Origin of the sequence: Alkalihalobacillus sp. TS-13 (assembly GCF_019720915.1) — a bacterium.
Lineage (GTDB): Bacteria > Bacillota > Bacilli > Bacillales > Fictibacillaceae > Pseudalkalibacillus.
In genome coordinates this window covers 588,948-603,514 of sequence record NZ_JAHKSI010000001.1, presented here as the reverse complement: position 1 = coordinate 603,514, position 14,567 = coordinate 588,948, and the positions used below count along the sequence as shown (strand labels likewise).

Sequence of the window (14,567 nt, the reverse complement as noted above, 5' to 3'; positions counted from 1 at the left end):
TTAACTTAATGGCCATATAACCGGGACGATGAGCATCGTCGTGAATAAACCGATGATATTTAACGGAACTCCTACTTTGATAAAATCATTGAAACGATATTGACCAGAACTATAAACAAGTAAATTTGTCTGATAACCAATCGGCGTTGAAAAGCTTGCGGAAGCCGCTATGGCAAGGACAATAGCATAAGGCTCTGGATTTAAAGCCAATTCATTCACAAAGGATAGGACAATCGGGAACATGATCACTGCTGCAGCGTTATTTGTAATGATTTCAGTCAATAAATTCGTAATCACATAGACGACGATCAACAGAATAAACGGAGTCATCCGATCCACGTGTGAAAAGACAAAGCTGACTAGATAATCAGCTGCACCTGAATTTGTCATCGCAGTGGCGATCCCAAATGCTCCTCCAATGACAAAAAGAATATCCCATTTGATCGAACCCATCGATTCATCGAAAGTAGTCACTCTTAAAAGAACAAGAAGGATGGCGGTTGTAATCGCTGCATGGGTAATCGGCACAAATCCTAAAGTGACTGTCGTGACCATCAATCCGAATACCCAAACAGGGATCCAGTCACGCAAATTTACTTCCTTATTATTCGTGTTAAAGTCCATGATTAGAAGGTTTTTCGAATTCCGATCCGGTTCACGGGAGTCTCTTGGTGCGAGGATAATCAACATATCCCCTGCTTTCAGGCGAATCGAACCGATTTTTTCATTGATTCTTTTTCCGCTCCGGTATACAGCCACAACCACTCCACCATGTCTAGTACGGAATTTTATATCACTTATCTTTGACGAAATATAGGAAGAGTGGTGTGGAATTGTCGCTTCTACCAATTTAAAATCCTCATGACGATCTGAAAAATCGTATCTGGAATGTTCAATTGTAAGGCCAGACATTTGTTCAATTTCTGTCGAACAAGTCGCATCCCCCACAAATAATAACCGATCGCCTAGATTCACTTTCTGTCTCGGAGAAATAGGAAACAACCACTCTCCTTGCCTCAAGATCGCCATTACATAACATTTACTCAGATGTCGTAATCCAGCGTCTTGAAGCGTTTTACCAACGCCATTGAACTGGTCAGTCACCTTTACTTCGACGATGTACTGTGGACTTTTGATTTTTGTCATATAATCTGTATTATTTTCCGGGAGTAATTTATAACCAATAAACAACATGTAAAGGAGTGCAACTATAAAAAAGGGGATCCCTACATAAGCTAATTCAAATAATGAAAAGCCGGCATATCCTTCCTTTTGTAATAATGTATGGATGACAAGATTCGTAGAAGTTCCTATAAGTGTACACATCCCACCAATGATTGCGGCATAGGAAAGCGGGATCAATAATTTTGATGGGTAGATTGAATTTCTTTCAGCCCACTTCTTTACTATCGGTGTAAAAAGTACAACGAGTGGTGTATTGTTCATGAAACTTGACATTCCACCTGTCACGACCATCATACGTGACATACCTCTTCTCAGTGTCTGTTTACCTCCAAATACAATCGTAGTTATTTTTGAAAAGGAAGGATGTTTCTGAATTGTATTCATGATGATGAATAAGGAAGCGATCGTCAGCACGCCTTCATTGATAAATCCTGCAAATGCCTCAGAAAGGGTTATGACCCCGCTCCACATCAAAATCAATACTGCGCTAAGGACAATAATTTCGGTACTATACCAATTGGTCAATAGGAATAGAAACATGATGCCAATAACAATGAAAGTGATCCAAATATCCCCAATGATCAATCCTGTCAGTCCTTTAGCTTCTTATAATACTCAACCAAGATTTCTACTACTTCTTTTCTACTGAAATATTCAGGTGGGGTCGTACCTTCTTTCAACATTTTCCTTACTTTCGTTCCGGATAGATGAATGTGGTCTTGCTTTGAATGGGGGCATGTTTTAAGCGATGTCATCTGCTTACACTTCACACAATAAAAACTGTGTTCTAAGCGGATTGGTGTTATTCCTAACTCGTTCTCATCGAATTGATCGAACAAACGTTGCGCATCATAAGTCCCATAATAATCGCCTACACCAGCATGGTCTCTTCCTACGATGAAATGGGTACAGCCGAAATTCTTGCGTACAATAGCGTGAAAAATAGCTTCCCTTGGCCCAGCGTATCGCATGGAACTAGAGAATACACCCAGGATGTAACGTTCTTTCGGGTAGTAGTTGGATAATAAAACTTCATAGCACTTCATCCGAATTTCCGCTGGTATATCGTCTGATTTCGTTTTCCCAACAAGTGGGTGCAGAAACAAGCCATCCACATGCTCTAATGCAGTTTTTTGAAGATACTCATGGGCTCTATGGATGGGATTCCGGGTTTGAAACCCAACAATCGTCTTCCAGCCTTTTTGCTTGAACAAAGCCCTTGACGCTTCAGGTGTAAACGAAAAGGCTGGGAAATCAGCGGGTATCCTCTTGATCATCGTTACTGGACCACCGATATAATTCGACGGGCGTTCAAAAAGATTTGCGACACCCGGATGATCGTGATCTGTAGTCCCGTATACAAGTTCAGCTTCCCGTTTCAAATCAACTTGATACATTTCTTGGACCTCTATGAAGCCGTAAACTTCACCGTCATACTCAAGTGCTAGCTTCTTTTCTCCCTTTAATTCAGCGATAATGTTGTTTGAGATTGAAAGCGTGATCGGTATCGTCCAAATCTCTCCCGTTTTCAAGCGCATATCAGTTAAAACAGATTCATAATCTTCTTTTAGCATGAAACCCTTTAATGGACTGTATACGCCAGTCGAAATACACTCCAAATCAGTCAGTTCAGCCTCTGTGATCTGGATTCTCTTTAAGTCTCGTATCAAGTTTCCTTGCAATTTTTCAACTCTATTAATCAACTTCCCGCCGTGGGGAACACTTGCCATCTCCATTACCTCCTTTTCATGAATTTTTTGATCGCGATTTCAAATTTGTTTATGCTTCTCATCCAAGTCCATTTTGCTGCTTCTTTTTCACCTTCTTCAGCTAGATTTTGCCTGAGTACCTGATTGTCAATGAGTGTAGAAACATGTTCGATGAGCCTGTTTTCATGCCGGTAGGACAATAAACAATTCTCACCGTTCCTGCAATAATCCATATTTCCACCTGAATAGACCGTTGCAAGAGCCGCACCGCACTTCATCGCTTCGAGACCAGGTAAAGATGCTGTGTCATAAGTGGAAGAACTTACAAATATATCTGTTTTGTTCAAAATATCGTTCAACTGGTAGTCATTGACTGGAGTGATTGAATTGAATTTTCTGTTGGCATGATATCTCTGAAGTGTAGGAGAAGCCTTGATTTCATTTGGTGGAGAAATGATATTGAACAAAACCCGGGGATATTTCTGTTTCAGTGCGGTGAACGTTTGCAATAGATACTCTTGCTCCCTATGCCATGAGTACCCTTCTTCTTGAATCCTCAGGATTCCACTGACTTGAAGCCGTTTAGCACGGGGTCTCCTCAAACCTAAATTCCTGAACGTGCTGCTGATACCAACGGGAACGATTTCTCCTCTTATCCCATGATTCAATTGGATGATCTGTTGCTGCCACTCAGAGAGGACAACCAGGTTTTTACTCGTATGATAGCTTTTGAAGGAAGCTTCATGATCAGGCAGGAAGACCGGTTCATAACACAGGCTGATTCGAACGTGGATCCCTTTCCCCGCTCGGCTAGCCTCTTCACAAAGTGCTGTCATCGTATAAAAATTTGAAACGATTACGTCGCTGACAGGGATATCTTCTAACACCAGCTGGGCACCTTTCGATCTTATTACGTTGACATGGAGCGGGTATTCAATTTGCGCGTTTTGCGGCATTACCACAGAAACATCATGCCCTTTTCCTGATAGACCGTTAGCAAGTTCCACTAACATTCTTTGTGCCCCTCCTTTACAGAGGGTAAGAGCGATAAACGTTATTTTCATAAATGATCCTCCTCTCCTGTGTAGTCTAGGTTTTCTTTAAATGCCATAATCGATTAAAACATCGCATGAAGGTTCGATACTTCTCCAATTTCTTCAACTCATTTTTTTCATTCACTAATGCAGAATATTCCTTTTTGCCCAATGTTGGCTGAATAAGGTTGGACACTGGTCGATTATCCCTCACCAACAGTCCGATTTGGACTAGCATGTTTTGAAAAGTACGTTTGACTAGATGAAATCGATCTGGATATTGTTTGCATAAATTTTGGTAATTGATCAGGATTTGGTTGACTTCATGCAAATTGAAGGGCTTAGGCAGAAAGGTAAGGCTAATGATCATCTGATCGATCTCCCTGTACGTTTCTTGGAATTTATAATAATTTCGTTTCGACTCATCCTGTATCGTATTTGAAACAGGATGCTCCTGATGATAACTGATCAGATTCTTGTCACTTAAGTATACCGCTCCATTTCTATATAGCCGGTATCCCATCTCCAAATCGTCCCATCCGTACCCTGGATATTCTGCAAACATTCCGACTTGATCGATTGCTTTTCGAGATACAGATACATGGCCAGTTCCAAACAATTGCCAGGGTAGCCGGTATCCTTTAAGGTCGTACCCATAATTAGCGATGATCGTCCTTCTATAAAACCGTTCGTAAGGACTTTGAACAGATAATGACGTATACATTCCGCTTGAAATATGCATTTTATCAATCAAGCATATGACAGCAGGGTTCTTTTCGAAACGAGTGAATTTCATTTTGAATTCCGATAACTTTCCTGCAACCTGTTTGCATTCCATAAGTTGATCTTGTGAAAAATCCGGATAAAGGACAGAATATAATTTCCTTATACACATAATCCCTGTCAGAACAAGTTGGGGATGTTGCTGATGATAGTCGTAATGGATTTTAAGAAAATCAGGCGGGACAAGGATTTCTGCATCCAAGAAAAGAAGAACCTTTCCACTGGCAGATTTGATTCCCCTATTGCGAGATGCTGGCCTTCCTCTATTTTTCATATTCCGCAACAGTATGAATCGAAAAGGAAAATTCCGATTTACGAGTGTTTTCGTTTTATCAGTGGAACAATCATCAATCATGATTACTTCGATTTTGGAAAGGTCGAAATGTTGATTTTCAATGGAATACAAAGTCAAAAGATTTTGCGGAAATTTATTGTAGGTGGGAATGATGATGCTGATTTCAATGTCACGATCTTTCCGTTCAGTTGTATTTATGGGCATAGGCTCACTCCAGAATATTTCCAATTCATTTCCTATCACTCACAATCTCCGTTATTTCCATTTTCTTCACAATGGATTAATCGCGCTAACATCCCTTTGTACTTTTGTTGGATCATACGAATTTCTTCCCATTGCCCCTTTACATATTTTTTCGATCCCATTTTGTCATGGATACGGTAATTCAATAAAGATTCATTCAAGACGTTCATTTTAAATTTTGCTGCCATCCTGATCCACATATCGTAATCCTGTGTGTAATTCAATGTTTCATCGAACCAGCCAACCGTTGTAAAAAGTTCTTTTTTTAAAAGGACAGTACTCCCATTCACAGGACAGCTCTTTTGAAGTTGTTTCAAGAAATCGATTCTGTGGTCAATGATCAATCCAACATCCTTTTTGTAAACTTGACTGGTTTCATCGATCAGGTTGAAGTTGGAATATACCATATCGGCTCCAGTCGTTCGCATTAACGTTACTTGCTTGTACAGTTTTTCGGGAAGGAAAATATCATCCGAGCTCAACCATGCAATCAGTTCTCCCCTTGCAGACTGTATACCAGTATTCAGGGCAGTAGCTGTCCCGCCATTTTCTTTGGAAATATAACGGATCTGGTTTAAATAGGGGTTGAGTAATGTTTTATGTTCCGAGGAACCGTCGTCAACGACAATGATTTCAAAATTCCGATAGGTCTGCCGAAGGGCACTTTGTATAGCCTGATCAACATAAGCACAGTTATAGAAAGGTATAACCACACTGATTAACGGGTGTGAATTTTCCAACTAACTTCCCTCATTTCCTACAATTATTGTTTTTTGATTTATAGAAGGCGATCGTGTCCTCTAAAGAATTTTGAAGTGTGTATTTCGGCCTCCATCCTAATGAACGAATTGTTTCTATTTCGATCTTGATAGGTGGAGACTCGATTGAATGATCTTTTGTAAACTGCAGCCGTTGTGGCGTTGCTTTTGCGAAGTGACTCATTAATTCTTCCAGGGTCCTGCTATGACCCGATCCGATATCAAACTGATCGATTTTGCATTTCGATGTTAAAATCAACATATAGGCATCAACTGTATCCCGGACATCGACGAAATCACATTGTGCTTTGCTATTGTGAAGGTGAACATGGACTGCTTCTTCCTGTTGTTCTGCAGCGACGATTTTTTGGGCAACCTTCGCACAAATCCCTGCTGAATTTCCAGGTCCAATCAGGTTGGTCGGCTTTGCCAGTGCTATATCCATAGAAAATAGGGTTTTCCACTCTTTCGATAATAAGACCTGGAACGTTTTGCTGAGACTATAAGGGTGTGGGGGTCTTTCATTTTGACAGAGGGAATATTGAAGTGCAGAACCTACAATCAATGTTCGGGAGGCCGGTACATGATTACGAATCGACTCTAACAGATTGAGGGTTCCTAAAACGTTACTTTCCATACATTGAAGTGGTGATTCCCAGGAGCGGTTAGCATTATTGAATCCAGCCAGATGCAACACATAATCGGGTTTGATTTCCTTTACGGTTTTATCAATTTCACTGTATTTAGTCAGATCACAGGAAATATTTTTAGAAAAGGGATGCGGGATTGGTTTCCTGCTGATACAAGTCACTTGCATCCCCATTCGGGCTGCAGAATTTACTGCATGTATCCCTGTAAAACCAGAAGCACCAGTTATGAGAATACGTTTCTCATCGATACGCATTCACTTTCATCCAATCTCGCAACTCCAAAAGCATTTCATCATAATGTGGAAGTCTGTAATCAATTTCCTTCCGTGTATTCAATAAGGTGCGATCACATACAGCATCTTCAAAGGAATGGATGACGATATCTGTTTTATTGAAGATTTTTTGGAACTTGAGGAGTAGTGCATGTTTGGAGAGGGTTTCTGGAGCTGTAAGGTGGTAAAGACCCTTGATATCTTGTTGGATGAATGTATGAATTGTTTTCGCTAATTCTAATGTGGTTACACCATTCCAGAGAACGTTTGTGTAACCATTCACCTCTCCTTCTTGTTTCATGAACCAGTTGAATAATCCGATTCCATCCTTCAACTCCGGACCGATGATGGATGTTCTGATCGTCAAGTGCGGACTTTCTGTTACCTCTCCCAGTGCTTTTGTCTTTGCATACATACTTGTACCATCTGGTTGCGCTGATTCTGAATAATTACCTCTTGCACCATCAAACACACAATCCGTACTGATATGGATCAGCTTTCCACCAATCGTTGAAAGCTCACTTTTCAGAATGTGCGGCAAGAGGCTGTTAACCTTAATGGCATCAATCGGATACTCAGCGGCACTTTGATTCAAGATACCGACACAATTGATGACAACATCAGGTTTCACCTTCCGGAGTATAGTTCTGAGGTTTTCTTCCTTACTTACGTCAAGATAGATTCCCTCTTGTTCTGCCGGGCTGCGATGAGTGAAAGTAATCTCATACTCTGCCAAACTCTTAAAATAGTTGACGATCATATGCCCTGCCATCCCATGACCGCCTAAAACGAGCACGTTCATGACAAAAATCCACCTTTTTGCAGCATTTCCTTGATTTCATCTTTAGACATCAACATTTCATGGGAACTATAACTGTGAAGATCGATCTTTTTGAAATGCTGGTAATGCTCTTTAAGATCTTTGATTTCGATAGTAGGCAGGATGACGAAATATTCTTCATCAAAGTAAACAGTCGTATTGCTCTCATATTCAGAGAGTAAAATTTCATGCAATTTCTCCCCTGGGCGAATACCAGACTCTTTAATCGTAACCCCTTCTTTCCCTGAAGCATCAATCAACACCTCCGCCAGATCCATGATTTTGCATGTTGGCATCTTCATTACAAAGATCTCTCCACCCCTGCTTTCATCTGTTGCTTTGAATAATAGTTTGATTGCATCTTGTAAGGTGAGGAAAAATCGGGTCATCCTTTTGTCGGTAATGCCAATTTCACCCTTCTGTTGGATTTGACGTTTGAAAACATGGATAACACTGCCGTTCGTACCTAGAACGTTCCCGCCTCTGACACAGACGAACTTTGTGGATGGACTGAGGACATTCGCATAAATGATCAGCTTTTCGCCAATCGCTTTTGTCATGCCGTAGAAATTGGAGGGGTTCGCTGCTTTATCTGTTGAAATATAGATGACTTTTTCAACTTTATTTTGGATAGCTGCTTCAATGACATGTTGTGTACCTAACACATTCGTTTTAAGCGCTTCATATGGCTGATGTTCACAAATCGGTACATGTTTTAGCGCTGCCAGGTGATAAATATAATCCACACCTTCTGATGCTTTTGCCAATCCTTGATACTCTCGGATATCACCGATTATGAAAGTCAGTTTGGGATTATATTCGAATTCATGCTGCATGTGGACTTGACTTGCTTCATTACGTGAAAATATCCGGATTTCTTTCGGATCTTTTTCTAGCAGTTGTTTGACAAGTTCATGCCCCCATGAGCCCGTTCCTCCTGTAATCAATATCGTTTTGTTTCGCAATAGTTAACGACCTCCTAATATGAATTGAACTACTTTTTGTGAAACTTGTTTCTCAAGATAACCAACAGGACATTTCCAGTTGGATTTATGGTTTACCATGATCGTAACAGCATCTAGAATTCTTTTTCGATTTAAGCCTGAAATGACATTACTCCCGCAATCAACCGTTTCAGGACGTTCTGTACTGTTTCGGATCGTTACGGTCGGAACTTGGAAAATACAACATTCCTCTTGCACCGTCCCACTATCAGTCAATACACAGAAAGCATTTTTCTCAAGAGAGACAAAATCAAAGAAGCCAAAAGGATCGAAAAATCGGATGTTCGGATGGTGGGTCAAATTTGATTGTTTTTCAAGCTTGGATTTTGTGCGAGGATGGATGCTGCAGATGATCGGCTTGTCGAAGGTTTCAGCAATCAAATTGATACCTTCGAAGATTTCTATGAGATGCTCGTCATTGTCTACATTTTCAGCACGATGTGTTGTCACAAGGAAATAACCCTTCGGTTCGAGACCTAATTTGGCCATGATCATACTGTTGTCGATATTCTCTCGATAATGCTCAAGCACCTCGTAAATTGGATTTCCGAATAACAGGATTCTGTTAGAGGGAACACCTTCCTTGATCAGATTATCGCGGCTGTTAGGTGTATATGGAAGATTATACGTAGAAATGGAATCGATCACTTTCCTGTTCTTCTCTTCTGGAACAGATAAGTCAAAACAGCGGTTTCCTGCTTCCATATGAACGACGGGAATGTCCATCCGTTCTGAAAGGATGGCACTTAAAGCACTATTCGTATCACCCAAAACGAGTACCTTGTCAGGCTTTTCTTTCAATAATATTTCTTCAATCTTGCCGAACATGGATGCTAATTGATTCCCTAATGACTGTTGCTGCGACTGTAAAATATAATCTGGCATTCGTAATTCTAATTCTTTAAAAAAGATATCACTCAGATTGTAGACGAAGTTTTGACCCGTATGGACCAATATGTGCTTTTCTGCCCACTGGTCAAGTTTCTTCAATATCAAACTGAGGCGTATGATTTCTGGTCTGGTTCCCAGGATTGTCACGACTTTCATACAAAACTCCTTTCCTTCTGCTTTCTTACTTAATAACCTATGACACGATGAAAAGACGAGCATAGACATGCCCCTATATAAGTCGAAAAAAATGAAATTAGGCTTAATCTACCGTTTTACCAGTTCTCATCTTTTTCATAATCGAGGTCCACCAGTAATTGACCAGCCTTTTGTTTGAATAAAGCTTTTAGTTCATCATCAAACTCATTTCTCCAGCCGCCGATTTTACCCTTACGGAAAGTAGGCGAAGTTTGAGGATTGATGTTTTGAATCATTTTCCAAACTATTAAAGGTCTTGTAGAGGGGACAGGATTTTCACCCCACAAGAATTTCACAATTCTATGGACAGCTTGAATTCTGCTTTTATCCGATGAAGTCAAGTCTTCGAATCGTACTGAAAAAACTTCCGGTTTCGACATCCATGCAGAAAAGCTTTTGAACCATTCAGCCACATCATGTTGATAACCCCATTTCTTTTCTGTTGGATGTCCACCTTGTATCAGGAATTTAATTCGATCTCGATGGGTGAAATTTTCTTGTGTGAAAGTATCATATAGGGGGTGGATTTTCAGCGTGGGAATGAAATAGGCATAAGAAACGACAACATCTCTGGGATCACGATAAACAAAAATCTGTTTCATGTTCCTTTTATTGAAAAATGTCTCCCATTCTGAAGTATAGTAAAGATGCCCATTCACGAATTCGTGGTTTGTAAGGTTGTCCATCGCATCAAGCTTGGCTTCCGTCTGGTAATGCATATGCCCGAACATCCCTTTGTTCGGATCATGTTTCATGCCCGGAATGCCAAGAAGCAATTGTTTTAATAAATGGGTGCCGCTTTTTGGAATCGAATTCAACAAAAAGGGCGGCAAACCTTGATTATCATGTGCTTTCAAATGAATCTCCTCTCTTTCTGGTGATGAAGTAAAGTCCTTTACATCATATGAATAATCCTGGACTGATGATTGGACAACTTTCCTCATCTTTTGAACTTTTTTAGCCCCAATCATCATATTCATATGTACAAACAATTCTCTTTGATGAAGCGTATACTAACTAATAATTCTTAAAATTGTCAGAAAGAGGATTAAATACATGAAAGTTTTGTTCATCTATTACATCTCCAGCGGAGGTGTCGAAACGTTGAATCGCCATAGAAATGCAGCCCTTACTCAAGCTGGAGTTGAATGTCACTTCTTATACAAAATGCAAGGAACAGGACATCAGAATCTTGAAGGGATCCGTACATTTGTAATGAATAACCCGGTCGAAATTTCAAATCTTATCAAACGGGAAAAATATGACTTGATCGTCGTATGTTCGGATGACAAAATGCTTGAACCAATCAAAAGGAGTGGATTCGAAGGTATTTTGATCTTTGAAGTGCAGGGACTTGGCAACCATAGGACAGCACAACGCTTTTTTGTTCAAAATGGCAGACATATAAACCGCTATGCTGATGCGATTCTGCTCCCAAAAACACACCATCTGGTCAAGCTCGCACAGACTTATCTGCCAAAGTTGCCACGCTTTTCCTTCCATAATTGCTTTGATAGCAATGCGTTTACACATAAATCCTTTCAAAAGTCCCCATTACCGATAATAGGATGGGTTGGAAGAATCGAAAAAAATAAAAATTGGCAGACCTATCTTGAAATTGGGAGAAGACTGATTCAAAAAAAGCATATGATCAAACTCTGGATGTTCATTGATGACACATTATATGAAAGATCACAATATCAACTCTTTTTGAAGAGGATAGAAGACCCTAACCTGAAGAATCACCTGACTATATTCAAAAATATCAGGAATGATGTGATGGCAGACTATTATTCTAAAATTGCGGATTCTGGTGGAATAGTATGTTCCACTTCCAAAGTAGAGGGATTTGGATACACACTCGTAGAAGCGATGAGTTGCGGATGTCCGGTATTGACAACCGATTCTGACGGAGTGAAGAGCATCGTGCAGGATGCCAAGACAGGGATATATATGAAAAATGGTCAACTCGCTGACGCAGTCAATAAAGCAGAGCAGTTGCTTACGAATGAAACACTTAGGGTCAAACTGATAAGAAATGCACGTGTGAATATAAAGAGTAGGTTTTCACTGAATAAGTACGCGACTGAGTTTATGAAGATGTACAACAGCCTAAGAAAATGAACTGTACTTGGTGCAACATTAGAAAAAGGAGCTGACCCATGAGTGTATTTGGTCAGCTCCTTTGGTTTTAAACAAGGATCTATCTTAAATAATTTCGTCTTCTTCGTTCTTGTTTCATCGAATTGACTAGCCTGCTGATCGGGTCACGATGTTTCCTTTTCACCACATGGATTTCGTTTCGTATCACTTCTTTATGCTTAATTGAGCCCATGTTGCCATGAACACGGTAATGTACGAGAGGCTCCGGAAAATAATAAAATTGATAAGATGGGATTAAACGTAACCACAAATCATAATCGTGAGTGTATGGTAAAGTTTCATCGAACATTCCTGCTCCTTTAATTACATCCATCTTCGTCATAACGGTACACCCATTAATGATACAGCCAGACCTCATAGCTCTTACGAAAAACCAATTATCAGGCAACCCGACTCCAACTGGTTCACTTTTTATTCTGTCCCTCTCATTGATCAAATAATAGTTTCCATAAGAAATTGCAGCATTGTTGCTTAACATGAATTGCAACTGCCGTTCGATTTTTTCAGGGTGATAGAGGTCATCAGAACTCAACCATGAAAAATAATCTCCTGTCGCATTAAGGATACCTTTGTTTAACGCACTGGCTGTCCCCCCATTTTGTTTTCGGATATAAGTGATTTTCCGTTTGTAAGGTTCGATCAGGTCGATATGTTGCTTAGATCCATCGTCGACTAATATTATTTCACAATTTTTATAGGTTTGTTTCAAGGCACTCTCTATAGCCCTATCAACGTACTGGCAATTAAAAAACGGTATGATGATCGATACTTTCGTTATAATTTGTCTCATCCTCCTTTCTTTATGATCCGCTCGATGTGGGCAAGTAATTGCTTTACGCGGATTTCTGTCGTATGTTTCTCCCTGATTAATTTGATTGCATTTGCAGTGATTTGACGTCGTTCATGTTCATTTTTCAGAAAGTATTCCACTTTTTGATGGAAGTTGTGCTCGTTCACTTCTACAAAAGTTTCCCCATCGATGAACCCCAAGTCCTGTAGCTCTTTAGAACCTGAAGCAAGAAGTAAAGAACCACAACCTGCTGCTTCGAAATATTTCAGGACAGGAAATTTATAGATTGAATCACAGGTGAGAAAGATTCTGGATCGATTTAATAAGCTGGCATAACTTTCACCTGTAATAAACTTGGACTGTGAGTGGATGTTCCGATAACCAGGATGTTGAATATACGTAAAATCATACCTCTTGGAAAGTTCGTTATACATTTTGACCCTTAGCGGATAAAGATGTTCAATGAGACTTCCTGCCATCAAAAGATTGATGTCTCTGTTTAAATTCATATCCTTGAAAATATAACCTGGAACATGATGAGGGAGCCAGATTATTTGCTTTTTGTATTCAGGATACCATTTCAAGAACGCATCCCGATATTGAACGAATAAGTGTTCAATCTGATTCTTCTGATACAGTTTTTTTCTTCGTCCAATCCGGTAATGCAAATCATGAACAAGTGCACCTTTTGGAATCGTAACTTTATCTATGTTCCTGATCCAAGGACAATAATCAGGTTTCTGGTCATTGAACAAAATAAAGTCTGGACGTCGGGGAAGCTGTGCAATGATATCCGGTAAGTTCCCATCTTCATACCAATATGTCAAATTACAATGTTTTTTCAGCTCTTCCCCTAAATAATAAGTACTTTTTTCAATAAAAGACCCCATATATCTAGTAATGAATAAAACGTTCAATTTCATGTAATCACCCTGAATTTTATGAAAGTTGAGGTTGACTCGAAAAGAGACAACCTCAAAACTTGGCTGTTAGATAATGACCGCGACGATATTCCTAGTTGGAATCCAGATATTTCCTAATCCGCCAGATCCACCTTGATTGAACAAACACCAGTCCCTACCAACTTCTATTAGGACCACATTTGTCAAAATCAAGTCTGAATCGGAATCTTCGACAGCTACTTCAGTTACTGTTCTTCCTAAGAGTCGACGCAGATAAACCAATTTTGTACTAGCCATATTTACACTCCTTCTGTCTATTGATTAGCATCATAGACGATGCTTCTTTATGTATATGAAGCAAGAGGACAAGTTGCATGGACAGCCATGTATTAAGTGAATAAAATGGTTGAGTGCGGACAAGGCTAACAACCATTTTTGTCAAGAGTAGGTCTTGACCCATTCAAAAGGACATCAATTGCAATATAGTATAGTAACCCTTTCTAATATGCATTTTGGGGTGCATACACATTTTTTTTAAAAGGAGGAAAAGAAATGAGTTTATTCGATAAAGGTTGCGGATGTGACAAAAGAGACGATCGAAGAGACGATCGAAGAGACGACAAGTGCGACGGCTGTGTCTGTGATGAATTAAGAAAGTTACGTTCCGGAGATGAAGTCGACTTGATCATTGATGGGGAAGAATTTGCAGGATTGATTTTCGCATGCTTTGATAAAAAATCATGTTGTGTGACTTTCTTAGATGATGACTATCCATTCATCGTAGATTGCCGTAAAATTGATGCGATCCGCGTCTTAAGCTAACTCATATTCCTTGAACTGAAAAACCTGATTTGGTGCTCAAATCAGGTTTTT

15 protein-coding genes are annotated in these 14,567 nt (G+C 39.8%); 2 read left to right on the top strand and 13 right to left on the bottom strand.

Translation table 11 applies throughout. The features are described from left to right. The 10 genes from KOL94_RS02980 to KOL94_RS02935 all read right to left on the bottom strand — a co-directional run bounded on the left by KOL94_RS02980 (position 1) and on the right by KOL94_RS02935 (position 10,831). On the bottom strand, positions 1–1,770 hold the full coding sequence (locus tag KOL94_RS02980; protein ID WP_221563907.1) for an SLC13 family permease: 1,770 nt from the start codon (positions 1,768–1,770) through the stop codon (positions 1–3). 5 nt (positions 1,771–1,775) lie between these two features. After that, complete coding sequence (gene sat / locus KOL94_RS02975; protein WP_221563905.1) at positions 1,776–2,915, bottom strand: sulfate adenylyltransferase; 1,140 nt, start codon at positions 2,913–2,915, stop codon at positions 1,776–1,778. A gap of 5 nt (positions 2,916–2,920) precedes the next feature. Continuing rightward, the gene (locus tag KOL94_RS02970; RefSeq protein ID WP_221563903.1) at positions 2,921–3,958 is read right to left on the bottom strand and encodes a glycosyltransferase family 4 protein; all 1,038 of its coding nucleotides are present in this window, start codon (positions 3,956–3,958) and stop codon (positions 2,921–2,923) included. Positions 3,959–3,983: 25 nt separating this feature from the next. Continuing rightward, the gene (locus KOL94_RS02965; RefSeq protein ID WP_221563901.1) at positions 3,984–5,210 is read right to left on the bottom strand and encodes a glycosyltransferase family A protein; all 1,227 of its coding nucleotides are present in this window, start codon (positions 5,208–5,210) and stop codon (positions 3,984–3,986) included. Positions 5,211–5,245: 35 nt separating this feature from the next. Next, the gene (locus KOL94_RS02960; RefSeq protein ID WP_221563900.1) at positions 5,246–5,989 is read right to left on the bottom strand and encodes a glycosyltransferase family 2 protein; all 744 of its coding nucleotides are present in this window, start codon (positions 5,987–5,989) and stop codon (positions 5,246–5,248) included. A gap of 10 nt (positions 5,990–5,999) precedes the next feature. Next, positions 6,000–6,911: an NAD-dependent epimerase/dehydratase family protein gene (locus KOL94_RS02955; RefSeq protein ID WP_221563899.1), complete on the bottom strand. Its 912-nt coding sequence runs from the start codon at positions 6,909–6,911 to the stop codon at positions 6,000–6,002. After that, positions 6,898–7,731: a dTDP-4-dehydrorhamnose reductase family protein gene (locus KOL94_RS02950; RefSeq protein ID WP_221563898.1), complete on the bottom strand. Its 834-nt coding sequence runs from the start codon at positions 7,729–7,731 to the stop codon at positions 6,898–6,900. The genes KOL94_RS02955 and KOL94_RS02950 overlap by 14 nt, the downstream gene beginning before the upstream one ends. Next, the gene (locus KOL94_RS02945; protein ID WP_221563897.1) at positions 7,728–8,714 is read right to left on the bottom strand and encodes a polysaccharide biosynthesis protein; all 987 of its coding nucleotides are present in this window, start codon (positions 8,712–8,714) and stop codon (positions 7,728–7,730) included. Before KOL94_RS02945 ends, KOL94_RS02950 begins: the two co-directional genes overlap by 4 nt. A 3-nt stretch (positions 8,715–8,717) precedes the next feature. After that, positions 8,718–9,800, bottom strand: a complete 1,083-nt coding sequence (gene wecB, locus KOL94_RS02940; protein ID WP_221563896.1) for a non-hydrolyzing UDP-N-acetylglucosamine 2-epimerase — start codon at positions 9,798–9,800, stop codon at positions 8,718–8,720. Positions 9,801–9,916: 116 nt separating this feature from the next. Further along, the gene (locus tag KOL94_RS02935) at positions 9,917–10,831 is read right to left on the bottom strand and encodes a sulfotransferase domain-containing protein (protein ID WP_221563895.1); all 915 of its coding nucleotides are present in this window, start codon (positions 10,829–10,831) and stop codon (positions 9,917–9,919) included. Between the two features lie 64 nt (positions 10,832–10,895). Between KOL94_RS02935 and KOL94_RS02930 the strand changes: the two genes are divergently transcribed. Next, a complete protein-coding gene (locus tag KOL94_RS02930; RefSeq protein WP_221563894.1) occupies positions 10,896–11,963 on the top strand; it encodes a glycosyltransferase family 4 protein in 1,068 nt (355 codons plus the stop codon). A 79-nt stretch (positions 11,964–12,042) separates the two neighbouring features. Here the strand turns inward: KOL94_RS02930 and KOL94_RS02925 are convergent, their stop codons facing one another. The 3 genes from KOL94_RS02925 to KOL94_RS02915 form a co-directional block, all read right to left on the bottom strand. Further along, the gene (locus tag KOL94_RS02925; protein ID WP_221563893.1) at positions 12,043–12,792 is read right to left on the bottom strand and encodes a glycosyltransferase; all 750 of its coding nucleotides are present in this window, start codon (positions 12,790–12,792) and stop codon (positions 12,043–12,045) included. Further along, positions 12,789–13,715: a glycosyltransferase gene (locus KOL94_RS02920; protein ID WP_221563892.1), complete on the bottom strand. Its 927-nt coding sequence runs from the start codon at positions 13,713–13,715 to the stop codon at positions 12,789–12,791. Before KOL94_RS02920 ends, KOL94_RS02925 begins: the two co-directional genes overlap by 4 nt. A gap of 66 nt (positions 13,716–13,781) precedes the next feature. Next, positions 13,782–13,991, bottom strand: coding sequence for a hypothetical protein (locus tag KOL94_RS02915; RefSeq protein ID WP_221563889.1), 210 nt, complete (start codon positions 13,989–13,991; stop codon positions 13,782–13,784). Between the two features lie 255 nt (positions 13,992–14,246). Here KOL94_RS02915 and KOL94_RS02910 point away from each other — a divergent pair, with 255 nt between their 5' ends. Further along, the gene (locus KOL94_RS02910; RefSeq protein WP_221563887.1) at positions 14,247–14,516 is read left to right on the top strand and encodes a hydrolase; all 270 of its coding nucleotides are present in this window, start codon (positions 14,247–14,249) and stop codon (positions 14,514–14,516) included. Positions 14,517–14,567 lie beyond the last annotated feature (51 nt).

What these genes read in the sequence shown, in the direction of transcription:
- sat (WP_221563905.1), bottom strand. Translation starts at nt 2,915, where the DNA reads ATGGCAAGTGTTCCCCACGGCGGGAAGTTGATTAATAGAGTTGAAAAA.
- KOL94_RS02970 (WP_221563903.1), bottom strand. Translation starts at nt 3,958, where the DNA reads ATGAAAATAACGTTTATCGCTCTTACCCTCTGTAAAGGAGGGGCACAA.
- KOL94_RS02965 (WP_221563901.1), bottom strand. Translation starts at nt 5,210, where the DNA reads ATGCCCATAAATACAACTGAACGGAAAGATCGTGACATTGAAATCAGC.
- KOL94_RS02955 (WP_221563899.1), bottom strand. Translation starts at nt 6,911, where the DNA reads ATGCGTATCGATGAGAAACGTATTCTCATAACTGGTGCTTCTGGTTTT.
- KOL94_RS02950 (WP_221563898.1), bottom strand. Translation starts at nt 7,731, where the DNA reads ATGAACGTGCTCGTTTTAGGCGGTCATGGGATGGCAGGGCATATGATC.
- wecB (WP_221563896.1), bottom strand. Translation starts at nt 9,800, where the DNA reads ATGAAAGTCGTGACAATCCTGGGAACCAGACCAGAAATCATACGCCTC.
- KOL94_RS02930 (WP_221563894.1), top strand. Translation starts at nt 10,896, where the DNA reads ATGAAAGTTTTGTTCATCTATTACATCTCCAGCGGAGGTGTCGAAACG.
- KOL94_RS02925 (WP_221563893.1), bottom strand. Translation starts at nt 12,792, where the DNA reads ATGAGACAAATTATAACGAAAGTATCGATCATCATACCGTTTTTTAAT.
- KOL94_RS02920 (WP_221563892.1), bottom strand. Translation starts at nt 13,715, where the DNA reads ATGAAATTGAACGTTTTATTCATTACTAGATATATGGGGTCTTTTATT.
- KOL94_RS02915 (WP_221563889.1), bottom strand. Translation starts at nt 13,991, where the DNA reads ATGGCTAGTACAAAATTGGTTTATCTGCGTCGACTCTTAGGAAGAACA.
- KOL94_RS02910 (WP_221563887.1), top strand. Translation starts at nt 14,247, where the DNA reads ATGAGTTTATTCGATAAAGGTTGCGGATGTGACAAAAGAGACGATCGA.